Source organism: Nitratireductor sp. GCM10026969, assembly GCF_042660605.1.
Taxonomy (GTDB): domain Bacteria; phylum Pseudomonadota; class Alphaproteobacteria; order Rhizobiales; family Rhizobiaceae; genus Chelativorans.
Map to the genome: position 1 here is coordinate 1 of NZ_JBHSUM010000028.1, position 23277 is coordinate 23277.

Annotated in this window: 25 protein-coding genes; 19 read left to right on the plus strand and 6 right to left on the minus strand. The window is 60.9% G+C overall.

The window, feature by feature from the left end:
* From ACFP9U_RS08715 to ACFP9U_RS08760, 10 genes are all read left to right on the plus strand, one after another.
* A partial coding sequence (locus ACFP9U_RS08715) for a phage tail protein (protein WP_378620645.1) occupies positions 1 to 2620 on the plus strand: 2620 nt, incomplete at its 5' end.
* Positions 2620 to 4173, plus strand: coding sequence for a hypothetical protein (locus ACFP9U_RS08720; RefSeq protein ID WP_378620647.1), 1554 nt, complete (start codon positions 2620 to 2622; stop codon positions 4171 to 4173). The genes ACFP9U_RS08715 and ACFP9U_RS08720, both read left to right, overlap by 1 nt.
* Before the next feature lie 24 nt (positions 4174 to 4197).
* Positions 4198 to 4488, plus strand: coding sequence for a hypothetical protein (locus tag ACFP9U_RS08725; RefSeq protein WP_378620649.1), 291 nt, complete (start codon positions 4198 to 4200; stop codon positions 4486 to 4488).
* Positions 4478 to 5638, plus strand: a complete 1161-nt coding sequence (locus tag ACFP9U_RS08730) for a pyocin knob domain-containing protein (RefSeq protein WP_378620651.1) — start codon at positions 4478 to 4480, stop codon at positions 5636 to 5638. The genes ACFP9U_RS08725 and ACFP9U_RS08730 overlap by 11 nt, the downstream gene beginning before the upstream one ends.
* Positions 5635 to 6087 carry a hypothetical protein gene (locus ACFP9U_RS08735; protein ID WP_378620653.1) on the plus strand — a complete coding sequence of 151 codons (453 nt, stop codon included), beginning with the start codon at positions 5635 to 5637 and terminating at the stop codon, positions 6085 to 6087. The genes ACFP9U_RS08730 and ACFP9U_RS08735 overlap by 4 nt, the downstream gene beginning before the upstream one ends.
* A 79-nt stretch (positions 6088 to 6166) precedes the next feature.
* Positions 6167 to 6868, plus strand: coding sequence for a peptidoglycan-binding protein (locus ACFP9U_RS08740; RefSeq protein WP_378620655.1), 702 nt, complete (start codon positions 6167 to 6169; stop codon positions 6866 to 6868).
* Positions 6868 to 7194, plus strand: a complete 327-nt coding sequence (locus ACFP9U_RS08745) for a hypothetical protein (RefSeq protein WP_378620657.1) — start codon at positions 6868 to 6870, stop codon at positions 7192 to 7194. Before ACFP9U_RS08740 ends, ACFP9U_RS08745 begins: the two co-directional genes overlap by 1 nt.
* Positions 7191 to 7607, plus strand: a complete 417-nt coding sequence (locus ACFP9U_RS08750) for a hypothetical protein (protein ID WP_378620660.1) — start codon at positions 7191 to 7193, stop codon at positions 7605 to 7607. Before ACFP9U_RS08745 ends, ACFP9U_RS08750 begins: the two co-directional genes overlap by 4 nt.
* A gap of 7 nt (positions 7608 to 7614) precedes the next feature.
* Complete coding sequence (locus tag ACFP9U_RS08755) at positions 7615 to 7863, plus strand: hypothetical protein (protein ID WP_378620663.1); 249 nt, start codon at positions 7615 to 7617, stop codon at positions 7861 to 7863.
* Positions 7864 to 8223 carry a hypothetical protein gene (locus tag ACFP9U_RS08760; protein WP_378620665.1) on the plus strand — a complete coding sequence of 120 codons (360 nt, stop codon included), beginning with the start codon at positions 7864 to 7866 and terminating at the stop codon, positions 8221 to 8223.
* A 102-nt stretch (positions 8224 to 8325) separates the two neighbouring features.
* On the opposite strand, the gene ACFP9U_RS08765 is transcribed toward ACFP9U_RS08760, so the two are convergent.
* The 5 genes from ACFP9U_RS08765 to ACFP9U_RS08785 form a co-directional block, all read right to left on the minus strand.
* Positions 8326 to 8499: a hypothetical protein gene (locus ACFP9U_RS08765; RefSeq protein WP_378620667.1), complete on the minus strand. Its 174-nt coding sequence runs from the start codon at positions 8497 to 8499 to the stop codon at positions 8326 to 8328.
* Between the two features lie 104 nt (positions 8500 to 8603).
* On the minus strand, positions 8604 to 9128 hold the full coding sequence (locus tag ACFP9U_RS08770) for a hypothetical protein (protein WP_378620669.1): 525 nt from the start codon (positions 9126 to 9128) through the stop codon (positions 8604 to 8606).
* Positions 9129 to 9490: 362 nt separating this feature from the next.
* Entirely contained in the window at positions 9491 to 9832 is a 342-nt protein-coding gene (locus tag ACFP9U_RS08775) for a hypothetical protein (protein ID WP_378620672.1), read from the minus strand.
* 28 nt (positions 9833 to 9860) lie between these two features.
* Positions 9861 to 10052, minus strand: a complete 192-nt coding sequence (locus ACFP9U_RS08780) for a hypothetical protein (protein WP_378620674.1) — start codon at positions 10050 to 10052, stop codon at positions 9861 to 9863.
* Positions 10049 to 10810, minus strand: a complete 762-nt coding sequence (locus tag ACFP9U_RS08785; protein ID WP_378620676.1) for an SOS response-associated peptidase — start codon at positions 10808 to 10810, stop codon at positions 10049 to 10051. Before ACFP9U_RS08785 ends, ACFP9U_RS08780 begins: the two co-directional genes overlap by 4 nt.
* Before the next feature lie 62 nt (positions 10811 to 10872).
* Here ACFP9U_RS08785 and ACFP9U_RS08790 point away from each other — a divergent pair, with 62 nt between their 5' ends.
* The 5 genes from ACFP9U_RS08790 (at position 10873) to ACFP9U_RS08810 (ending at position 17090) form a co-directional block, all read left to right on the plus strand.
* A complete protein-coding gene (locus tag ACFP9U_RS08790; protein ID WP_378620679.1) occupies positions 10873 to 11160 on the plus strand; it encodes a hypothetical protein in 288 nt (95 codons plus the stop codon).
* Position 11161: 1 nt separating this feature from the next.
* The gene (locus ACFP9U_RS08795) at positions 11162 to 11428 is read left to right on the plus strand and encodes a hypothetical protein (protein WP_378620681.1); all 267 of its coding nucleotides are present in this window, start codon (positions 11162 to 11164) and stop codon (positions 11426 to 11428) included.
* Between the two features lie 203 nt (positions 11429 to 11631).
* Positions 11632 to 13107, plus strand: a complete 1476-nt coding sequence (locus ACFP9U_RS08800) for a Shedu immune nuclease family protein (protein ID WP_378620683.1) — start codon at positions 11632 to 11634, stop codon at positions 13105 to 13107.
* Positions 13108 to 13300: 193 nt separating this feature from the next.
* A complete protein-coding gene (locus tag ACFP9U_RS08805; RefSeq protein WP_378620684.1) occupies positions 13301 to 15343 on the plus strand; it encodes an ATP-dependent nuclease in 2043 nt (680 codons plus the stop codon).
* Complete coding sequence (locus ACFP9U_RS08810; protein ID WP_378620686.1) at positions 15336 to 17090, plus strand: UvrD-helicase domain-containing protein; 1755 nt, start codon at positions 15336 to 15338, stop codon at positions 17088 to 17090. Before ACFP9U_RS08805 ends, ACFP9U_RS08810 begins: the two co-directional genes overlap by 8 nt.
* Before the next feature lie 428 nt (positions 17091 to 17518).
* Here ACFP9U_RS08810 and ACFP9U_RS08815 read toward each other — a convergent pair whose 3' ends face one another.
* Entirely contained in the window at positions 17519 to 19297 is a 1779-nt protein-coding gene (locus ACFP9U_RS08815) for a mechanosensitive ion channel family protein (protein ID WP_378620688.1), read from the minus strand.
* A gap of 263 nt (positions 19298 to 19560) precedes the next feature.
* Here ACFP9U_RS08815 and ACFP9U_RS08820 point away from each other — a divergent pair, with 263 nt between their 5' ends.
* From ACFP9U_RS08820 to ACFP9U_RS08835, 4 genes are all read left to right on the plus strand, one after another.
* Entirely contained in the window at positions 19561 to 20235 is a 675-nt protein-coding gene (locus ACFP9U_RS08820; RefSeq protein WP_322450839.1) for a protein-L-isoaspartate O-methyltransferase family protein, read from the plus strand.
* Between the two features lie 198 nt (positions 20236 to 20433).
* A complete protein-coding gene (locus ACFP9U_RS08825; protein WP_378620690.1) occupies positions 20434 to 21798 on the plus strand; it encodes a TolC family outer membrane protein in 1365 nt (454 codons plus the stop codon).
* 177 nt (positions 21799 to 21975) lie between these two features.
* Entirely contained in the window at positions 21976 to 22716 is a 741-nt protein-coding gene (locus ACFP9U_RS08830; RefSeq protein WP_378620692.1) for a PopZ family protein, read from the plus strand.
* A 231-nt stretch (positions 22717 to 22947) separates the two neighbouring features.
* Positions 22948 to 23235 (plus strand): GNAT family N-acetyltransferase, encoded by a 288-nt coding sequence (locus ACFP9U_RS08835; RefSeq protein WP_378620694.1) that lies wholly within the window; start codon positions 22948 to 22950, stop codon positions 23233 to 23235.
* Positions 23236 to 23277: the final 42 nt, after the last annotated feature.

Here is a 23277-nt window from a genome sequence, read left to right on the forward strand (position 1 = left end):
CGCGATCGGCGCGATCGCCTCGGCGATCTCCGGCGCGATCGGCGCGGCCGGGTTCGGGGCGCTCCTGCTGAAGACGGCGCTGGCGGTCGCCGTCAAGGTCGGCGTCAGCCTGCTCGAACGGGCGCTGATGAAGAAGGAGGAGCCGATCCCGCCGGGGGTCCAGCTTGACGTGGAAGTCGGCGACGATGCGCCGATCGGCTTCATCGTCGGCGACTACGCCAGTGCCGGCACTCGGAAATATATCGGGGTATGGGGGCGTGAGGACAAGACGCCGAACGCCTATCTGACGGACGTCATCCAGATCGGCGATTTGCCGGCGCCCGGCGCGCCCGAGCTTTGGGTGAACGGCGAGCTGTGCACGATCGACTGGGACGACGATTCCTACGAGCAGGGCTTTCCCGTGCTGGAATACCGTACGGGCTCCAGCAACAACCACCTGTGGGTGAAGTATCTCGACGGCACGCAGGAGGCGGCGGACGCCTTCCTTCTCGACAAGTTCGGCAACGATCCCGAGCGGCCGTGGAAAAGCGACATGATCGGGCGCGGCTGCCCGATCCTCATCGTCACGGCGCAGTTCAACCGCGATCTCTTTCCCGGGCAGGTGCAGTGGATCGGCATGCCGCCGCCCGTCGCCTTCTATGATGTGCGCAAGGATTCGAGTGTGGGCGGTAGCGGCCCGCATCGCTGGCACGATCCTTCGACCTGGGAGCCGACGCGCAACCCCGCCGTCATCATCTACAACATCATCCGCGGCGTTTATTACGGCGTTCCGGGGCAGGGCGAATGGATGTATGGCGGCCAGAACCTGCCCGCCTTCCGCCTGCCGGCGGCGAACTGGATGGCGGCCGCCAACGAATGCGACGTGCTGGTCGAGCGCGAGGACGGCACGCTGGAGCCGCAGTTCCGGGCGGGCTACGAGATTCGCGGCAGCCTCGAGCCGCTCTCCGTCATCGAAGAGATGGAGAAGGCGTGTTCCGGCCGTGTGGTCGAGGCGGGCGGCATCTTCAAGATGCAGGTCGGCGCGCCGGGCGCGGCGGTCTATTCCTTCACCGACGAGGATATCGTCGTCACCGAAGGCCAGAGCCTCCGGCCCTGGCCCTCGCTCGACGAAACCTATAACGGGGTGGAGGCGACCTATCCCGAGCCCGATGAGGCATGGGGCACGAAGGATGCCCCGGCGCGCTATTCCGCCGCCTTCGAAGCGGAAGACGGGGACCGGCGGCTCGCCACGGGCGTGAACTTCGCCGCGGTGCCCTATGCGGTACAGGTGCAGCGGCTCTTGAAGCCGATGATCGAGGAGGAGCGGCGCTTCCGGGTCCATTCCTTCTATCTGCCGCCGGAGGCCTGGCTTCTCGAGCAGAACGATGTCGTCTCCTGGACGTCGGCGCGCAACGGCTACATCAACAAGAAGTTCCGGGTGGACCAGATCGTCGGCGAGGCGGGCATGAACCAGCTGGTCGTGCTGAAGGAAATCGACCCGGCGGACTACGACTGGAACCCCGCGACCGACGAGCAGCCGACCGGCGTGGGCGGCGTGATCGGGCCCGTGCGGCCGCCGGCGCAACTGATGACGGGATGGCAGGTGGCGCCGGCGACGATCCTCGACGCGGACGGCAAGGCGCGCCGGCCTTCGATCGAGGTCTTTTTCGACGGCGACCTGGATGATGTTCGCGCCGTGCGCGTGCAGGTGCGCCTGGCGGCGACAGGGGTGCACATCTTCGACGGCGAGATCCCCTATGGCGACCCGGATCCGGCCAACCCTATCCGCTCGGTTGTGCTCAACGGCACGTTTCTGCCGGACACGCTGTACGAGGCGCGCGGCATTTATGTGCCCTACAGCGGCCGGCGCGAAGAATGGTCGTTCTGGTTTGCCGTAATGACGCCGCCCGTCAAGCTCGGGTCGGATGATGTCGACTATGGCGAGATAGAAGACTTCGTAGACGAGGCGTTGGAGTGGACGAGCTGGAACACGCGCGAGGAGCTCGAGGAAGCACTTGCCAACGCCGAAATGGATATCTCGGATGCCGAGAACGCGTATGAGGACAAGCAGGAGATCCGGCGCGAGTTGGCAGCGTCGAATGCGCGGTACAGCGAGCGGATCACGATCCTCAGTGGCGAGACACGGGCGCTTTCACAGCAACTCATCCGGCTTGAGGCGACCGTAAACGAGGACATCGCTGGCGTCACCCAGCTCCTCCAAGCGGAAATCTCCAGGGTAGACGGCGAAATTCAGGCGAACGCCCAATCCATCCAACTCCTCGAGACAGAAGTCGGCGATGTCGCCGCAAGCGTGACCGTGCGCGGCCAGGCCCAGGCGTCGCCCGGCGGCGGATGGGCGCGCTGGGGCGTCGAAGTGAAGACCGGATCCGGTGACGATTGGTCGACCGCGGCCTTTTATCTCGACACCAACGGATCGTTGACCCGAGCTGTGTTCGTGGCTCAGCAGTTCGTCGTCACGGACGGCACGAACGACACGACGCCCTTCGTCTTCCAGAACGGGACCGCCTACCTCGCAAATGCCCGGATCGGTGATCTGTTCTTCGACCGCCTTCGGTCGAACAATGGCAAGCTCGACATCCGTGGCGACGGCAACAACGCCTCTCTGGAAATCAGGAACTGATGTCCAAGCTCTTCATCGGACACAAGCCGGGTGTTGGCGGCGTTGTGAAGGTCATGGCGAACAACGCCGATGATGCGCTCGCGACGCCGAACACAGACTACGGCAAGTTCCTGTTCAACTCGGAGACCGGCGAAATTGCCCACCTGGATCACTGGGAGTATGCCGGCTGGGACGGCAGCGCCTCGGTCGGTGCCCTGACGTTCTATCCTGGCGGCTCCGGCCCGGACGAATGCTTCAAGGTCATATCTCGCTCCGGAGGGGGCGGTGATCTGCAGACGGTCTGGGTATACCCGAATCGCATCATCAACCGCTCGTATCCGGTGATTGCCGAGTCCAGACGCGCCTACCCTCTCGGCACGGAGATAGAGGGTCCCGCCGCTCGGTACTGGCAGACCGCGGAGGACGAGTTTGGGGGAAGGGGCGGATACAACCGAGCGTGGATGACCTATGTCACAGATTTGCGCTCAGGGATCGATGGCGGGCACAACTACGCCGAGCCTGTCGCGATGCGACTATGGCCCGACAAGCGGCGTGGAAGCAGCATCGACTACTTTCGCTCCGACACCACCCCATCGCTTTTCACCGTCATGGATCTTCCGTGCTACACGCAGTCGATTCCTGCCGTGCCGGCCGGTGCGCCGGGAACGCGGAACACGCTAATTTCGCCAACTCTCGTGCGTGTCGGGCGCGGCGGCGTGGATGCTGACACAGTGGGGCGCGACGGTCTCATCATAGACAGCACTCGCGTCCCAATGAAGGTGGTGCGCGCCGGGGAAGTGGTCGTCGCGGCGAGCGGGAGTTCGGATGTACTGACACCCGTAGAGCTGACCGATCGCACGTATATGGACTATATGGTGTGGAGGGACGGTCAGGCCCTGACCATCCCGCAGGCCATCACGAACGACAGCATCGGAGACCAGTTCTTCAAGATGTCGTACGTGATCTACGGGGATCGTGTTCGGATATTCAATCGCGGAAGCCAGACGCTGCGCGTTCGCTACATGATCTGCGCCGACGACGGACGTACCACGAGCGGCGGCGTACAGGTGTTTCGCAACCTTCCCTCCGGCCACCAGCAGCTGAAGCGTCCGGGATCGTCAGATGCCAACCCGCTGAGCGGTGACATCCTGCTGGACACGCGCTTCGCGTATCCGTCGATCGTGTCGAGCGGCTATCTTCATCAGGATGCGTTCGTGGAGTCCGCTACTTCCCAGGCCTACGGAGATCGCGCAAAGACCGTCAGCTTCGCGAATCCTGGAGACTTCTACCCGTTCGTGAAGTACTACGTTCGGCGTCAGGGCGGCGCTAACGGTCAAGTTACAGAGCCCTGGGCGGCTGTTCTGAAGTCGGGGATCTCGGGGATCCAGAAGGACATTCAGTGCAGCGACGGGACCGTCGCACTCGTCACGGACACGTCCGTCAAGTTCCATCTCGCGCTGGGTCATCCCTACAGATACCGTCTGGACGAGGGGCAGATTGTGCCGGATCACTCCAACGACGATAAGCCGATCGGCATCCACTACTACATCTTCGCGATTCCGAAGAACCTCTAACCTCTGAACACCAAGAGACCTCCCATGACCGACACGCCTGAGAAGGCGTCGATCAGCTCTGCGGCTATGGCACAGGGGTTGTCGACGCTGCGCGGCTTGCAGGATCTGCATGTCGCCAATCTCGAAAAGCAACTGCTCCTCCAGACGGAGCAGATCCAGCGGCTGCGCGCGCTCGACGAGGCGCAGAAGGAGATGATCGCCAAGCAGGGCGAACTGATCGACCGCCTGCGCGAGCGGTGCGGCGATGCGCCGGCTGCGGACGGGCAGGGCGCCCAGACGATCGACGCAAACGAGGAGAGTACCAATGGCGGCTGACATCGGTCCCGGCTGGTTCGACACAGGAACCGCCACCATCGACAATGGCGACACGGTGGTGACATTCCAGAGCTATGGCGGCCTCTTCAATGTCCTGCGCGTGGGCGACTTCTTTGGCACGCATGTGGGCAGGCCGACGCGCGTGAAGGCGCTGGATGAGGCCAACAGCCAGGTGACGCTCGCCTATCCCTGGGCTGGCCCAGATCAGACCGCCGCGCCCTACGAGGTGATGTTCACGCCCTACCTTGTGGCGTTCCGGCGGGCGGTGCAGACGATTCTCGGCTTGCTGCAGAGCGGCAATGTGGATGCGCTGGCAGGGCTGACGCTGGCCGAGGGGAACTATCTCCGCGGCACCGGTCCAGGTGCGATGGAGACGGTGAACGGCGCAAATCTGGATGCGCTGGTTGGCTTGACCGGCGCGGCCGATAAGCTGCCGTACTTCACCGGTGAAGGCACGATGGATCTGACGGTCCTCTCAGCGTTCGCGCGGACGCTGCTCGACGACGCTGACGCAGAAGCGATGCGCGGGACGATCGGCGCACCCGTAACTGCCGATCTCCCCGGAACGACGGACCTGGATACCGTCACCAATTCCGGATTCTATCGTATTAACAACTACACGAATGGTCCGCCGGGCTATGACTTTGGTCAGTTGATAGTGTGTAGAGGGGGAGGAAGTGACACGATATTGCAAATCGTGTCTGACTTCGACACGGCTCAAATAGCCTTCCGCGTGGGAACTACTGCGCCGTCCTGGCAGGCGTGGAACGGCTTTTGGCATACGGGAAATATTGACCCTCTCCCAAAGAGCGGTGGGACAGTAATTGGCACTCTTAAAGTGCAGCCGACAGCATGGACTAATAATGCTGCCGCTATAAGCACGGGGGATTTTCCTTATAGTGTTGGAGCGGGTGCCGCACTCATATTCAACAATTTTTCAGGTCTTATGATCGTGAACAATCATAATACAGGTGGCGTACAGGTTGCTCTTGGTGGTGGTGGAAACGTTACTGTCATCGGGAGCGTCGGAGATGTAGGCAGCGGATCAAGCTGGACATACGCACCTGCGCAGAACGGTTATGGTTTCGTGAATGGTCCGAATGCCGCACCGTTTGGCTTCTTGGGACTCCAGACAAGGACAGCGGCATGATGGACTACACTCAAGAACTCGTGTCGGACTACGGCGCGCTCGGCAAACATTACAAGATAACGGAGATTCTACCGTCTGACTCGGATGCTGAACCTCGCGTGTTTTACGTCAGCACCTTAGACGAATCCGAGATCCCAGCACTCGTGGAGTTAACGATCAACCCGCCGGCCGCACCGGTCGGCCCAAGCGTTGACGACTTCCGTCGCGCCGTTCAATCGCATCTGGACGCGAAGGCACAAGAGCGGCAGTACGACGACGCCTTTACACTCACAACCTATGTCAGCAGCACCAACGTCGCCTGGGCCGCCGAGGCACAGGCGTTCGTCGCCTGGCGCGATCAGGTGTGGGGCTATGCGCTGGGCGAGCTGGACAAGGTGACGACCGGTGAACGCGCGGCGCCGACGGTCGACGGCTTCATTGCCGAACTGCCGCCGTTCCAGTGGCCATAGGCGTTAGCGGACAGAAAATCGACGCCATGCATTGGCGCCTCCGCTGACCTGATTTCTCCGAAAATCGAGAGGGAATACCATGACCTTTGCAGAGTGGCTGCAGAGCCGCTTGAGCGCGCACGGATTCCGCGTTGCGCAGGACGGCGCGATCGGCGGCGAGACACGCAGGGCGCTCGTCGCATTTCAGCGCGCGAACGATCTCAAGCAGTCGGGCGTTGCCGATGCTCAGACCGTCGAAGCGCTGCGCATGGCGCCCGGGCGTCCGAGCAAGGAGGCTGGCCACGCGCCGCAGGAGATAATGCCGCCGTGGATGGCGGAGCTGCATCGGCGTGTCGGCCTCCACGAGAGGCGCGACAACGCGGTGCTCTCTATGTGGCTGAGGGGCGGCAAGTTTCTGGGCAACCCCGCCAAGCTGCCCTGGTGTGGCGATGCGATTGAGACGGCGATCGTCAAGACGCTGCCCTATGAGCCGGTGCCGAACAATCCGTTCTGGGCCCAGGCTTGGGCGGACTTCGGCATCGATGCCGGGGGGCCGAAGGTCGGCGCCCTCGGCGTCATTCGATGGAATGCCAATGCTGGCCATGTCGGCACGGTGGCCGAGTATGACGCGGCGCGCCGGCGGGTGAAGCTCCTGGGCGGCAACCAGTCGAACTCTCTCCGTTACACCTGGTTCGACCTCGACGACTTCATCGCCTTCCGGTGGCCGAAGTCGTTCCCGTTCAAGTCCTACCCTCCGGTTCGCGCCACTGCCGGCGCCGGCGACCTGGTGGCGACGCGCTGATGTTCGTCCATCTCCTGCGCCTCCTTGGCGTCACCCCCAACGATGGCAAGACCGGCAAGCGCGAGGCGGCCTGGGCGCTGATCGCGATCGCCCTCGGCCTGACGCTCGGCGCGATGTGGGCCGGCTTTGAAATGGTCCAGGCAATGACTGCGGTGCTTGTCATCATCTGGCCTTCGGCGATCCTCGCAGTCGCCGGCGCCTACAAGCTCGAGCACGACAAGGAAGCCTGGCGGCAGGCGCAGCCCCCTCGCAGCTATCGGCCGTCCCATTGGCCGCAAGACGTGGCTGCGCCTCACGGCGACGAATTCGATGGGAGGGTGGGATGATCCCCGCGTGGCTAGCAGCATATGGCGCGAAGGCCATCGCCGTCCTCGGCAAGATCCTGACCTTCGGCATCACCCTGCCGCTGTGGGCGTTCCTCGCCGCCGGCGCATGGTTTCATTTCGATAAGTCCTCCGCTGTGCGGGAGGCCGTCGATAACGCCGTAACGGAGCTTGTGGCGGCCGAAGAGCTTGCTGCCGCATCGGCGGAAGTCGCCGCACTATCCGCCATCGCCGACGAACGCGAGCGGCGCCTTGCCGCGGCGCAACGGGCAAACAGGCTTTACGCCGAGCGCCTTGCCGAGACCGTGCAGGAAAAGCAGGAACTTTCCCATGAAATCGATGACATCCTCGCTCGCCCTGTGGCCGGCGATTGCAGCGTTGACCGCAATGTTCTTGAGCGGCTGCGTAACCGCTGAGGACCGCATGGCGGCGGCGGGAAAGAGGCAGGCCGACGCTGGCCTCGTGGAACAGGCGATCGAGTCGGCGCGACAACTGCCCGACCAACCTGCCGACTGCCGCGTGCGCGAGCACTCTGGCGTGATAGTGGGCGACCGGCTCGACGTGGCACTCATCAAAACCGATCGCGCTCTTGGTCGGGCCAATGCCCGCGTCATCCGCTGCGCCGATTGGTACGACGACATCAAGCAGCAGGATCACGAGGAGCGGGGTTGAATGCCAGGCAGCACAGAAGCACAGGTAGCGCGGCTCGACGAGCGGCTTAACTCGATCGAGCGGTTGCTGGCGACTGTCGTCGATGAGATGAAGTCCGCAAGTGAGAGCCGCAAAAAGGTCTATGAGGTCCAGGAAGCGACGGCGCGCGATCTGATCCACATCGGCCACCGGCTTGAAGCGGTCGAGAAGGAAGTGACGACGATCCGGCCGACTAGCGAAGAGTACCTTCAGATGCGGGAGCGCGTTCGGGGCGCCGGCACTTTCGGCTATTGGTTGTTTCGGATCGGTGGCGTCGTACTGTCTGCCGCCGCGGGCTTTGGTGCTGCCTACACCTGGCTGACGGGGCGGCCACCGCCTTAGGAATAATTCTGGGAATAATTTGCGCTGCTTTTGTCGCCCCGCTGGCTCCGGCCGGCGGGGCTCTTTTGATTCTTGAGGATCTGCTCAGCAACTCCAGCCCGACTAGTGTAATCCGCGTTTTGTGAGATGCGTCGGCCAAGGCGCATTAATAATGTCCTGCACTTCCTTGGCTGCTTTGAGCCACTTATCGCGCTCATTCTGGCTCGCATCCTCCCATTCCTTTCCGCCTTCGTAGCGGCATAGGATGCGGGCGGTGTCTTGGAGGGCGTCGCTCATCGTTCCCACTCCAGCTTCACCTTACCTATATTCAAAATCGTAGCTTCCTGAATTGATCAGTAGTGCCTTCAACCCGCTAGCGTTTGCAATTAAATACCATAACTCTAGAATCCAGTACAATTACCGTAACGCATAAATCCGGGTGTATATTCGATATCGTCTATCAACTCCCAGAAGTCGCTCCAGCCCGCCTTGCGAATGACAACTGTAATTTCCTCTTTTTCCTTTTTAAAAGCAGGATTACCTCTGTACTCCCCCGGAACGCCCCCTTTTATATTGTCTGGATAAAAATAGCGACGAAAATAATCAATCAGTTTCGGCGTAATTGGTATTAACATAGTAGAACAGTATGCGTTCTGATCATAATTTCTTTGACTATCTTGGAAGCGGAAGCGCGTATCTAATGAGAACACCTTTATCGGTTCGACTGATTTTGGGAATAAGGCGTCCAGATGCTGTGGAGTAAGACTTTGCAAATGCGCTTGTTTTTCGTACGGTTCGCGCTCTTCAGCAGAAACTCTTCGAACCAGGAAATTCGCTTGCTCAACATCCATTATTGCTTTGGAGCGTAGCTGGCGAACTTTTGGTGTCCACGAAGATTCATGATCCGGCGGGATTGGGTTGGGCATAGACCTGCTCCTTAGGCCGTTTCCCCTGAAGAGAAGTCGAAGCGGTGTAATGGGAAAGCGACAGTGCGCTCATTTACCACGCGAAACCTGATGTTGGAGACTTTACCACAATTTCATACCTGCGCGAACTCAACTTCGCTCTCCATGTCAGCCGGCGGGGGCCTCTTTTCTGCTCATCCGGTTCAAAACCGGGAGAAAGCCGCGGCGGCTCGGCAATATTGCAGATCGGGCAAGGAGCCGCCGCACCACACTCACATTCATCCGGCCACGATAGCAGCGGATGGTTTTCGCAGACCCAGAAGCTTCCCTTGCAGACCGGGCATTTCTCATCATTCGGTTCGGGCGCACGGATCGCATTCATTTCAGCCGCCAGGCTCCACGATGCCCTCGTGGAGGAGATCGATCACTTCTCGGGCTTCATGCTCGTCGAGCCCCGTCAGAGGCCCCTCCGTGATAACGGTTGCTCCGTTCGCGATCTCATAGACCTCCCACAAGCCGTCGCTGTCCTGGCGCCGGGCAAACCGGAATCGGCCCTCTATGAAGGTGTTGAGTGTGGCAACGAGCCGTTCGGCGTCCTCTCTGTCGATCAGATACCGGTCTCGGCTGTCGTGCGTGACGAACGAGAGAATGCCGACCAGGTCGCCGTTGTATGGCTCAACGTCCACTTCGAAATCGAAGGTGTCGGGGATCTTGAACTCCGGCATGACAGCGCTCCTCACTCACTGCGGCCGCTCATGATTTGCCGATGTAACGTTCACCGGCTGACCTGTGATCGCGGCAAAACCACTTCGACGCCTGATCCTTGCCGCGCGAATAGCCGAAGCCGCCCCATGCGGTGCAGTCCGGATGCTCACAATAGTGTTCGACGATGCCGGCCGGCGTGACGGAGGAAGGCGCCTCGGGGCCGTTCGGACTGTCGCTCACAGCAAGGATCCCTGGGCAGATGCCGGTTCGTCCTCCGGAAGGGCCGGCGCGTCGACGATCGTCAGCATTTCATTGGGGAGCGGCCGCTGCAGTGCCTTTGCATCCTCCCACGGCGCCGTCAGCCAGGTCTCGACTTCCTCCTGCGTGCTCAGAATGACCGGCATCGCCTTCTGGTGGATCGGCGCGACGACGCCGTTCGGCTCCGTGGTCAGGAAGCCAAACAAGTCGAGGGTGATGAGGCCATCCCTTACCTTCCGGACACAGGTCCAGTCCGCCACCCATATGCCGGCGAAGAAGGCGAGCGGCCGGCTCTCATCCAGCGCGAACCAGGCGTTCGGGATCGGACCGCCATTGGCGCTTGCCGGGTCGGGCTCAGCAAAGCTGGTGAAAGGCACGACGCAGCGGTTGGGCACGCCCAGCCATCGTGTCCAGTGCCTGCTCTCGACACGCCGGACATTCGTCGTGCCGCGGTCAGGCTCCATCTTCAGAAGCTCGTCGAAATCCACTTCCTTGCCCTTGGCGCGGAGCTTGTCGGCCCGTTTCTTCGCTGCCTGGAACAGGGCTTGGCTGGATGAAGGCAAACCCCAGCGCACACGCACCAGCTCTCGCTCACCATCGGTCGCATTGCGCACGATCGGCGCCGGCTGGTCGGGGTAGATCTGCAGCGAGGGCTCGTTCCACGAGGCGTTGTCGCGCATGGCGCGCGTCCAGCGGATGATGGCCTCTTTGGCCGTCGTGACGTTATAGAGGTTGCACATGGGCTGAAGATTGCCACGGCGGTTGCTTGACGGCAATGGGGATTTGTTCCTAATTCGTTCTCATGGCCCAACCGATCGACACCTTGGGAAAGGCAGCCCGGCTCGGCATGCTCGTGCGTGCGGAATGCCCGTGCGGGAATGTCCGGCACTTCCTTGCCACTGACCTCATGATGCTCTTAGGCGGCGGCCGCGATCCGATCACGCTCAAATTCCGATGCACGCGCTGCCGTCCCAAGACGCGCATCTCGCTCGTTGAGGTCGATTGGGATCGGCCTCCGCGTGTTTCGATCGACAAGCCGATCTTTAAGGAAAGGCGCGTTGTCGGTTGGATGCAACAACGGCTGAAGTGACATGCCGCTCACCGTCAGCACGATCGGCGATGTCATCGAGGGCAACTATACCCTCACAGCATACTGCTACCGTTTCGGCTGCAACCACAATGCCGATCTCGATCTTAACGCGCTCGCCGCTCGCCTCGGCCGGGACCACAGCTGGATGCGCAACGACCTGGTGCCGAAGCTCTGCTGTTCGAAGTGCGGAAGCAAGGACATCGGCTTGCGGCTGTCGCCGCCGACGGGAGCGCCAGGCCAGCCCTACGTGCCTGGAAAGCGGCGGTAGCTCTCCCGGCTGAAGCGCAGACCACTACTTGCTCACGCTCGACTGCGAGCCACTGAAGGTCGTATGTGGGGCCGGCAGCAGCACTTCCGCTTTCAGAATAACGGCGCGATAAGCTACCGTTCGAGTGCCCGTGAAGGGATTATTTTGAAATCCTTGTTGGGGTCGGGCATTTTGCTTCGAAGACTTGGGGTAGAGGTGAGCGCGTGCCTGAGATTTGGAAACTACAGGACAAGCCCGCATACGGCGGAACGATAGTGGATGCCGGTGTTCATCCTGAGGACGGTTCGTCTTTGGTGATCGAGCTCACTCCAGATGAGGGAACCCAATACCTGAGCTATTACCTGAGCGAAAAGGCATTCAAGCGGGGCAAGGCCTCAGGCGTCAACTTCGCTGACGATCATTGGCCTCTTCTGATTGCCGAGTACGATTTCCCCACGCGGTTACTTACCACCTACCCGATATGGCTCCGGTCCAATCAGAGCAATTTCACCAAGATGAAATACCGGTCTATTAAACGTATATCTTTCGAGGACCAGCCGCCGATGGATTTTCAGGTCGGCTTCGGAATGTTCTTCGACCTGCCCACCGGTTTCCACCGCGGGCCGTTCGAAGGCTTCGGTGTCGATTCCCGGATACGCTACATCATAAGTGCGTTCGACGAAGTGGAAGGTGCCGCCGAGCTTACCATCTGCAACGACGAAGAGATCTCGATCAACGGAGAAGAGATCCGGCTGCCGGAGCATATCTACCACGACGTACGGCTGGACATTAATCGTGCTCATGAGGCAGCTGTGAGGTTCGCGAACGGGGAGAAGGTGAGCTATCTCCGCAACCGCCTCCTGCCATCCGTCGTACCGAATTTCGAGCCCGATGATTTCGAGCGACCAGCCGTAGACTTGCAAGACACGGTGCGGTCTGCCCTCGTCAAAAAAGGCACCCCACGCTCCCGCAATTCCAACACTGCTGCAGCCGTCCGAACGGTTATCCGTCAGGTCGACAAGATCGCCAAGGACGACCCCGTGCAGCTGTTTGAGTTGAGCGAGAAGATCGAACTCGTCTCGCTGCAAGTTCTTATAGAGGACATGTCAAAGGAACTTCTCAACGGACGAAAGGAGGGATTTTGGCAGAAGTATTTCGTCCAGAACCCTTTCGTGTTGAAAATGCTCTTCGGCCTGCCTGTGATTATGTACACTGACCAGGCATCTGTCGGAGGCATGGGCCTCAAGCGTGCCGGCGAGAAATATGCGGACTACCTCCTAGAGGCGGGTATGCTAGGCAATCTGGGTATCGTCGAGATCAAAACGACCGAAACCCCGTTGTTGACAAAAGACCCTTACCGCCCGCCGACACTTTATGGCCCATCCACTGACTTGTCGGGTGGAGTGAACCAGCTCCTCGACCAGAAGCTCAGGTTGATCAAGGGTATCGCGGCAAAGAAGGAAGCAGACGACCAGCCCCACATTCAGGCCTGGTCGGTTCCCTGCATCCTGATCATCGGCAGGCTGCCGGAAACGCACGACTTGAAGAGGTCGTTCGAGATCTACCGCGGAAGTCAACGAGATGTGCTGATCGTCACGTTCGACGAACTCTTGGCCAAGCTAAAAGCGTTGCACGAATTCCTGTCGACTAAACCGGACAAGCCCGAGGAGGACCTCTCGGACCAACTCGCCGATCTGTGATGATAAAGGCAGGCTTAGATGAGCTTCTGTCGCTCGCGGTAAGCCTCTCCCTACTTGCGCGAGCCGACCAGAATTTATCACTTTGACCGAAGAATGAGTGCAACTAAACCAATTTTCGGGTTCATAGGGGGGAATAGTAATGCGGTCGGAACACGGACTTTCACCAGCATGCCGAGGTGCAATTAGTGAGGCTATGAAGCTGCGGCGCGCAAAGATAAAGAACTTCCGCCTTTTGCGAGACGTCGAGCTTGTCTTCGAGGATCAAACGACCGTGGTCGTCGGCCGCAACAACAGTGGTAAAACATCGTTAACAGAGGTCATCCGCAGGTTCACTTCGGAGAAGGCTGCGGCCTTCTCTTTGCAGGACTTTTCGACCGAATCCTACGACGGCTTCTGTGCCGCTTTTGAGGCAATGAAGGACGGCAAGGAGGAGCATGAAGTCCGGGCGTTGCTCCCGTTCATCGAGATGCGCATGTTCTTCCAATATGACCCCGCACAACCGCAGCTTGGTCCGCTCGGCGAGTTCGTGGTCGATCTCGACATGGCTTGCGACGAGGCTCTCGCAGTCATGCGCTTCGAGCCAGCCGATGGAGCGGTCGATAGTTTTTTTGAAGACTTCCCGGTCGAAGCGGTGTCGGACGAGACGAGAAATTCCTTCTTTCGGGAAATTGCGGAGCGCATCGCCAGATTTTACGGCATCCGGGTTTGGGCGGAGGACCCCCACGATGCGACAAACCGGAAAGAAAGCTCACAGGTGCAGGTCAGAAATCTCCTGCACACGGGCTTCATCAATGCGCAGCGCGGGCTGGACGACATTACGACGAAGGAAAGCGATATTCTCGCCAAAGTACTGGAAGGCCTGGTTAGCACGGCATCGCTTGAAACCGCAGATGAAAAGGAACGTAAGATAGCGGGTCAGCTTGAGGATGCGGTTCGTACAATTCAGGACAGCATCGATGGGGATTTTCGCGAGCAACTGCAACAATTGCTGCCCACCTTCCAGACATTCGGCTATCCCGGACTTGGCGGTTCCGAACTGACCACCGAGACGCGACTGGACGTCCAGCGTCTCCTGACAAATCACACTAAGATTCGGTATCAAGGGCACAATGGCGTTCTCCTCCCGGAGACTTACAACGGGCTTGGGATGAGAAACCTCATCTTCATCCTCCTCCAGATCGTGAGCTTTTATCGCGAGTTTCGCGCCCAAGCGCGGGCGAGCGGGGGCCATCTTATCTTCATAGAGGAACCCGAAGCCCATCTGCATCCACAGATGCAGGAGGTGTTTATTCGTCAAATCGGTGCGCTTGTCGAGAAGCTGAACAGCGAGCATAAGGACGATCCGAAGTGGCCGGTCCAGTTTCTTATTTCCACACATTCAGCCCACGTGGCGAACGAGGCGCGCTTCGAAGCGATCCGCTATTTCCTGCCGTCTCCCGCAAGCGAAGGCGGAGAGGTCTGGAAAACAAAGATCAAGGATTTGCGACAGGGCACATCCAGCATTTCGTCATCCGACCGGGACTTTCTGCATCAATATCTGACCCTCACCCGTTGCGACCTCTTCTTTGCCGACAAAGCCATTCTCATTGAGGGGACAAGCGAACGGCTCATGCTGCCGGTCATGATCGAAAAGCATGATCAGTCGGAAGCGGCCGTGGCCAAGCTTCGCAGCCAATATCTCACGATCATGGAAGTTGGCGGTGCCTACGCCCACAAATTCTTCGCTCTGCTGAATTTTCTAGAACTCCAGACTCTGGTAGTCACCGATCTCGACCCAGTTCTGGAGCCGGGCGGATCAAAATGCCTTGTTCATGAGGCGAAGGCCACCAGCAACGCCTGCATCAATGAGTGGTTTGGGGGTGGCCCCTGTGTTCCAACCGACCTGCTTGCAAAGCCGGAGACCGAACGGATCAAAGGGCGCGTCGCAATCGCGTATCAATGTCGCGAGGTATCCGACGGCCCGTGCGGCAGGACATTCGAAGATGCATTTCTTCTGGCAAATGCCAAAAAATTTGGGGTGAGCGGCGATACACCGGACGCCATTGCCGGAGATGCGAAGACCAAAGCCGAAGCCTACAAGAAGTCCGCATTCGCACTCCAATATGCAATCGACGATACAGATTGGATCATCCCGAAATATATAGCCGACGGCCTGAAATGGCTCGCCGGGTCTTTGGCGTGTCCGGATACCGGTGGAGATGAGTCAGACGTCGCAAAGGCTGCATGCCATGACTGAGCAGTCTACTCTATCGCCGGCGGAGGAAGCGAGCGAAAAGGCTCTCGCCGCGGTCCGCGAAGCCATTGAAAAGGGAATAAGCTTCAAGCTGGAGGCCGGTGCGGGAGCTGGAAAAACCTACTCGCTGATCAAGGCATTGCAGTTTCTGATCGAGCGGCAGGGCAAGCGGCTACCGCGTCTCAACCAGCGCATTGCCTGCATAACCTTTACGAACGTGGCAAAGGCGCAGATCGAGCTCCGCACAGACCGCAGCCCGGTGATCCACTGCGACACGATTCATGGGTTCTGCTGGTCTGTCATATCGAGTTTTCAGTCGCACCTGCGCGCGCATCTTCCGGAACTAGAGGCGTGGGCGGGGGATCCCTGGGCCGATCGCCTTCATGAACATGGAGGTGTCGGCACGCGCACTATCGAATATACTCTCGGATACCGTGGCATCTCCGACGATGCAGTTTCGCTCCATCACAACGACATTCTACCGCTGACGATTAAGCTGCTCGGCTATGAGAAATTCCGCAACATCTTCCGCTATCGCTATCCGATCATGCTGATCGACGAGTATCAGGATACGAATGCCGATTGGGTGGCGACGCTCCGTGAGCACTTCTTCGGGAAAGATGGACCTCCGCTGTTCGGATTCTTTGGTGATCACTGGCAGAAGATCTATGGAGACGGCTGCGGCGAGCTCTCCGACGAAACAATCACCGAAATCGGAAAGGAGGCCAATTTTCGCTCGGTGAAGCCTATCGTGGATTGCCTCAACCGCATGAGGCCCGAGCTCAAACAGTTTGTCGTCGATCCGAAAGCGCCTGGCGAGGTGCACGTATTCCACACGAACGGGTGGACGGGCCAACGATTGTCGGGACCGCACTATGGCGGTGACCTGCCCGAAGAGCAGGCCAATCATGCTCTCTCGGAAGTCAAAGCGCGGCTTGTAGACTGCGGATGGGACCTTTCGAGCGACAAAACGAAAATCCTGATGCTCACTCACCGGTCATTGGGCAAACAGCAGGGCTACGGCAGCCTGCCGTCCGTGTTCCAGGACAAGAGCGCATTCACGAAGAAGGAGCAGGCCCACATTGCCTTCTTTGTCGATCATCTGGAGCCCGCGTGCCGGGCATTTGTAGAGAAGCGATATGGAGAAATGTTTGCCGCGCTGGGGGCGAACAAGAGCTATTTGTTGGAGGCGGGAGACAAAAAGCGATGGTCCGGCTCCATGACCCGTTTGATGGAATTGCGTGAGACCGGCACCGTCAGCGACGTGGTCAAACATCTGCGCGACTCTCAAATTCCAAGACTTGGCGATAGTGCCGAGAAATTGGAGCTGCGGCTTGAAGCCTTTGATCCTTCGGCGGGCGAAGATATGCCCCGATCCCTGCGAGAGCTGGAGAAGCTGCATGAGATTCCGTATCAGGAGATCGTATCTGTGACGAATTACCTTGAAGGGTATTCACCCTTTGAGACCAAGCATGGCGTCAAGGGCGCCGAGTTTGAGAATGTGCTCGTGGTCGTGGGGCGCGGGTGGAACAAGTACAATTTCGGCAAGATGCTAGAAAACGTGCCCGGTCAGAATACCCTCAATGAGAAGGAGCGAAAAGGGTTCGAGGACAACAGGAACCTTTTCTACGTTGCGTGCTCCCGACCGAAAGTGCGGCTCGCGCTGCTTTTTACGCAGGAGCTGTCAAATGGCGCCTTGGAGACAATATCCGGCTGGTTTGGTGGTGAAAACATTGCGGCAATTTACTAGCGGGGCGCATGAGGCCACTCGGCTCCTCATGGCACAATGTTGCTCTTGGATCCGCAGCAGCATGTCCGCTTTTGGTTGTTCGCAAGGGCGATCGGAATGACCGATATGAAGGCGCAGAGCTGCCGCACAGACTCTTCCTAACGAGTTCCGGACGTCTGCACACGCGGCTGAGATGCCCGCGCTGCGGCTCGCAGATCCGGGGGGCTCCTCACCCTCCCTCGGTCGACAATCAGCCGAGGGGGGTGGGGGCAAGCCGTTGGCACCCGGATTCGCTCATCTTGGTGTGGCAGTACCGCGCGTAAGTCATTGATCTGCGGTGATGCAAGTTGTAGCCACACTGCTTCACAACCAGCTGAGAAGAAAAGAAATCTGAGCCCCGGGCGAGGCCTCCAAATTCTCTGCGGCCGGGTTCAACGGATTTCCTAATTTTATGGCGTATCCCGTTCCGGGCGCGAGATGATCGCGCCGCCGGGGTCGGCCGGGTGGAGCCTGCGTGCGGGCAGCGCGAACGCGCAGCCGCTGGCCTCCACGCACTGTTTCACCGAAAGCAGCATTTTCCCTTTTTCCAGAAGGAACGTGTCGTAATCGGCGATCCGCAGGTTGGCGCGCAGGTGAATTTCGAGCCGGTCGCTGCGGATTGCTCTGAAGCGTACCCAACTCATGTCGGGTATGACGAGAGGGTGGTCCTCAAAGACTTGGTGCAACCGGGCGAGCAGGTTTTGGAAATCACCGTCGGTGGTGTCCAGGCGGATGCCGATGACCGTGTCGAACATGTGCTGGTCGCGGCGGGTATAGTTGACGATTCTTTCCTTCGCGAATTCCGAGTTGGGAATGCTGACGAGGGTGCGGTCGAGCGCTCTGATCCGAGTGGAGCGGATGCCGATTTCCTCCACTGTGCCCAGGATGTCGCCGCAACGGCAGAAGTCACCCGTACGGGCCGGACGGTCGGCGAAAAGGATCACGCCGCCGATGAAGTTTTCGATCGTCGGCTGGGCCGCCAGCGCGATCGCCAGCCCGCCGATGCCGAGACCGGCCAGAACCCCGAACAGTGGAATCCCTATGGCCGCAGCGGTGTGACTCCACAGAAGCACCGCCAGTGCCAGGCCCAGGACCCGGAAGCCGGCCCGCAGCAGATGTGCATCAAGGCTGCCCGGCAGGATCGAGGGCGATTTGATGATCAGCTCCGCGATCGTCCGGCACGCAATCACCGCGAGCCAGCCCAGGCTGGCGGCGATCAGAAGCTGTGTGGCCGCATCGGCAATGAAGTAGGCTGTGCCGGTGAGGCTGACGAGGTCGAGAACCGCGGTCAGGAAGAGGGCTCCCAGAACGGCCAGCACGAGCGGCAGAACGGCTTGGTGCAAAGTGCCCCAGACGGACACCTCCTCCTCTTCCCCGGTGTGTCGCCAGCGCCATTTTACGGCCAGTGCAATGGCCAGCCCGGCCGCTGCCGTCCACAAGACCAGTGCAAGCCATTGCCAGACCGCGTTGCCGGCGATCGATGCGGTCAGCCATTCCGGTCCATCGTGAATGAAAACGTACCAGACCGGCGGCAGGATCCGCCCGGGCGAGAGGCTGTAGAGGGCGTAAGCGTCAGCGCTCCCGGATCGGCTCGGCAGGGAATGGACGGCCTTGTAGATCGTGGAAATGCGATCGACCGTGCCGGCGGACACGGCAAACTCGCCCGCATGGCTCTCCTCGTTCTGCTGCACGATGAGAATGCCGGTATCCGGCACTCTCCAGTGCAGGAGAGGCCGACCGGCGGCACTGGCTTCCCGCACGGCCCGGAGATCCGGAAACTCCATCGTCTCGGGTAGCGGGACGCGGTCGAGCACCTCTTCGAGCTGCAGCACGACTTCCACCTTCGTGTGCGCCAGGATCGCCGGCGGAATCCGAGACAGATCCAGCGCGTGGGCGGCGGTGTCGATCAGGATTTCCGCCCGCTCGGCCATCGCCTTGGCCTGCCGGGATGCGAACAGGCCGCCTTCCTCAAGGCGCAGCCGATGGGCTTCGATCACCAAGCTGCCTGCTTCGGCCGCCGCGGATCTGAACGTTTCAAGCGTGGCTCGGGGGCTCGTCAGGTCCTGATGGAGGTAGGGATAGGCCGCGGATGTTTCCTCTGTCCAGGCCGGTGAAGCCGAGGGCAGGGCGAGCGCCGCCAAAACGAGCACCGCGAGGTGGCGGAAGGCGTGAAAAGGGGCAAGCTTCATCGGACGTTGCGGATTTGAATGGACCTTTGATGCGGCATCAGCCGATGCCGGTTTCCGCAAGATCCGGGTAATGGGCAAAGAAGGATTCGCAGAGCCGGGCGGGCACACCCTGCAAGTCGCTGATTGACGATCGGAAAGAATTTTGCCACATCGCAGCCGAGTTGTGCGCGGGTGGGAGGCGGGTCGATGTCTGTTCACCTTCCGTGCATATGGTTCGACGATCAGGGGTGCGCGTCGGCGCGCCGGAAACGGGAACGAGGGTGATGAACGCCGATTTTTCCCTGCAGCGCGCCAAGATGATCGAAGGGCAGCTGCGTACGCGTGACGTGACGAATGTCGCGCTCCTGGAGGCCTTCCGCGAGATACCCCGCGAGCTTTTCGTGCCGGGAAGGCGCCGCAACCTGGCCTATATGGACGAGGATCTGGAGATCGCAGCGCCGGCGGGTGGCGCGCCCGCGCGCTACCTCATGGAGCCCGCCCAGTTCGGCCGGCTGGCCCAGCTTGCCGGTGTCCGGCAGTCCGACCTCGTTCTCGATATCGGCGCGGCGAGCGGCTACTCCACGGCCGTCCTGTCGAAGGTCGCCAGTTTCGTGGTGGCACTGGAATGTGATCCGACGCTCGCGGAAATGGCGGCGAGCAGGCTCGCCGAGCTCGACTGCGTCAACACCACGACCGTTACCGGGCCGCTGGAGCAAGGTTATCGGGAAGAAGCACCTTACGACGTGATCTTCGTGGGAGGTGCCGTGGAATATGTGCCCGAGGCGATTCTCGACCAGCTTGGCGAGGGAGGGCGGCTGGTTGCGGTGATCGGCTACGGCAATGCCGCCCGGGCACATCTTTTCCTCAAGGAGGACGGCGTGGTTTCCTCGCGCGCGGAGTTCAATGCCGCGGTGCAGCCGCTGCCCGGTTTCAGGCGTGAGGAGGGGTTTGTATTTTGATGTCGGGTCTGTTGCCTTTGCGCAACGGATTTGATCGAACGGATGATGTAACGTGCTGTCCTGCCGGATTCGCATCACGGGGGTGCGATTCGGGGAGGGGTGCTCATGGCCGCTGAGGCCAAAAGGCAATCCGCGTGGGACGTCGGCAGCCTGAGGGGCCGGTCGGAATCTGCACGCGAACAGGGGTTTAGATTGGTCGTGTCATTCCTTCGTCGTCGCATTTTGCCTTTGCTGGCTGCTTCCGCAATCGCTCTGACATCCGTACCGGCCGGCGCCGAGACGCTGATGGAAGCGCTGGGCATGGCTTATCAGAACAATTCCAGCCTCAATCTCTCCCGCGCCGGGGTCCGCGTGACCGACGAGGATGTGGCGATCGCCAAGTCCGGTCTGCGCCCGCGGATCCAGGGGACCGGCAGTTTCAGCATCGAGAATCGCGAAGGCGATGAGATCAGGGCCGGCCGCTTCGGGATCAGTCTTCGGCAGCCGATCTTCGACGGATTTCAGACACACAACAATGTGCGTGCCGCCGAGGCGCAGGTGCGCGCGGCGGTGGCGGGGCTGCGCAACGAGGAACTGAACACGCTCTTCGACGCCGCTGACACCTATATGACCGTTATCCGCGACCGCCGGATCGCGGCCTTGCGGGAGCAGAATCTCGAGTTCCTGCAGGAGCAGGTGCGGGCCGCCCGTTCGCGCCTGGAGGTGGGCGAGGGCACGCGGACCGATCTTGCCCAGGCCGAGGCGAGCCGGCAGGCGGCCCAGGCGCAGCTTTCCGCCGCACGTGCCGCGGTCGAAGCGAGCGAAGCTCAGTACAGGCAGTTGGTGGGGCAGGAGCCCGGTGCCCTGCAGATGCCTTCACCGCTCACGTCGCTTCTGCCGTCGAGCCTGGATCAGGCGTTGGCCATCGGCCTTGCCGAGCACCCGGCGATCGCCGGCAGGGAACATGAGGTCGACGCGGCGGCCTTCGCCGTCAAATCCGCGGAAGGGGCACTCCTGCCCAATGTTTCGGCCAATGCCAGCGTGGAGAGGAGCTACACCGACCCGACCACCACGCCCGGTGCCGACAACACCACCGATTCGGCCACCATCGGGCTCAGTCTGACCGTCCCGATCTATCAGGGGGGGGAGACGTCGGCGCGTGTGCGCAGGTCGAAGGAATCGCTGGGGCGGGCCCGCATCAATGTCGACGTCAGCCGCGATCAGGTGCGCAATGCCGTCACGTCCGCCTGGGCGCAGTATCGGGCGGCAGTCGAGAGCGTGGCGGCAAACCGCGAAACGGTCAGTGCGGCGCAACTCGCCCTCGAAGGGGTCATCGAGGAGCGCAATGTCGGCCAGCGCACCACGCTCGACGTGCTCGATGCGCAAGAAGACGTCATCAACGCGCAGATCGATCTGGCAACCGCCCAGAGCAACGTGGTCTCGGCTAGCTATGCCATTGCTTCGGCCATCGGCCGGCTCTCGTCTTCCCGGCTGGGGTTGAACGTGGCGAGCTACAAGCCCGAAGAGCACTACAACGCCGTCAAGGACAAGTGGTTCGGCCTGCGTACGCCGGACGGGCGCTGAACACCCGCGCGGCCTGTCACCGGCAATCCTGTGCGAAAAGATGTCAAATCCGGCTTGGGGGATTCTCACCCGACGGTCCCTCCGCTACCCTTGCCTTGATTCGTAAGGGCCCCCCGGCCGCAGCGAACGTCCGCGTCGAGCGGACTGCGGCGGAACAGAAGCGGCGGATATTATAGAATGGCACAGGCAAGCAGCGCGCAGCGTGAACCCTCGATGGAAGAAATATTGGCCTCCATCCGGCGCATCATTGAGGACAATGAAACGGGCCGGCAGGAGGAGAGAGGGCAGGCCGCTTCCGATGCGCCCGCGAACACCGCCGCAGATGTGGACAGCTTCCACGCCGAGTTGAGAGTGGCTGCGGCCAACGCACAACCCCCGCCCGCCGGCACGGCGGTGAGCGAGGACTTTGAAGAGGCGACCGAGGACCTCGACAGTTCGTGGCGCGAAGACACAACGCCCGAGACCGGCGCGACATCGGCGCAGCCTTACGCGCTGGTTGACCAGGAGGCGGATGCTGGATCGCCCGCCGAGGACGACGCGCCGTCCGCCGACCATTCCGCCTTCCCGATGCGCTCGAGCGAAGCGCCGGAAGCGCCTTACAGTGGCGGGGCGTTCCACCGGGATATCCCGTCCCGGCAAGGCTTGTCCGAGCACGCGCCGCACGCGGTCGAACGCGCCGCGCGGACGGAAGAGGAGGCCGATGCCAGGCCGTCGATGCTGTCGGAGGATACCGGGCGCAAGGTTGCCGCGGCGTTCGGTGAACTCAGCGAGGCGTTCGAAGCGACCCGGCGCAAGAACCTGACGGAGGCCGCCGAAGAGATGTTGCGCCCGATGTTGCAGGAATGGCTGGACAACAATCTGCCGCAGATCGTCGAGAAGCTGGTGCGCGAGGAGATCGAGCGCATCGCCCGCGGCTGACTTTTTGCGCTCGCCTCGCGGCCGAGGCGAGCGCGCCGTAGCATTCGATCCCCATGAAAATCGCAATACGCCGCTACCGCGCGGGTGACGAGGCACAGGTGTCCGATCTGTGGAGCCGGGCTTCGAAGGCCGCGCACCCCTTCATTCCCGGCGAAGGCGAGGGGGAACGGCTGCGCCTCCTGCGCGACGTCTATCTCGTTCACGCGGAGAACTGGGTGGCCACCGACGGGGATGGGAAGGTGGTCGGGCTTCTCGGGCTGCTTTCCACGGACGAGGCCGCGGAAGTCGGGGGGGCTTTTCATCGCGCCGGAAGCGCAAGGGAAGGGAATCGGCCGACAACTGATCGCGCACGCGGTCACGCTCAAGGGAGACCTGCGGCTGGAGGTTTTTGCGCGCAACGAGGGCGCGCGGCGCTTTTATCGGCGCACGGGTTTTGAAGAGGACGGCTCACGCACCGATCCCGACACCGGCTTCGAACTCATCCTGCTGCAGCGCAAGCGCACGTCGGCGCCGAACTGAGCAGCGGCGCGTCGCTTTGGAAAGCGCGGTTGACTTGCCCAA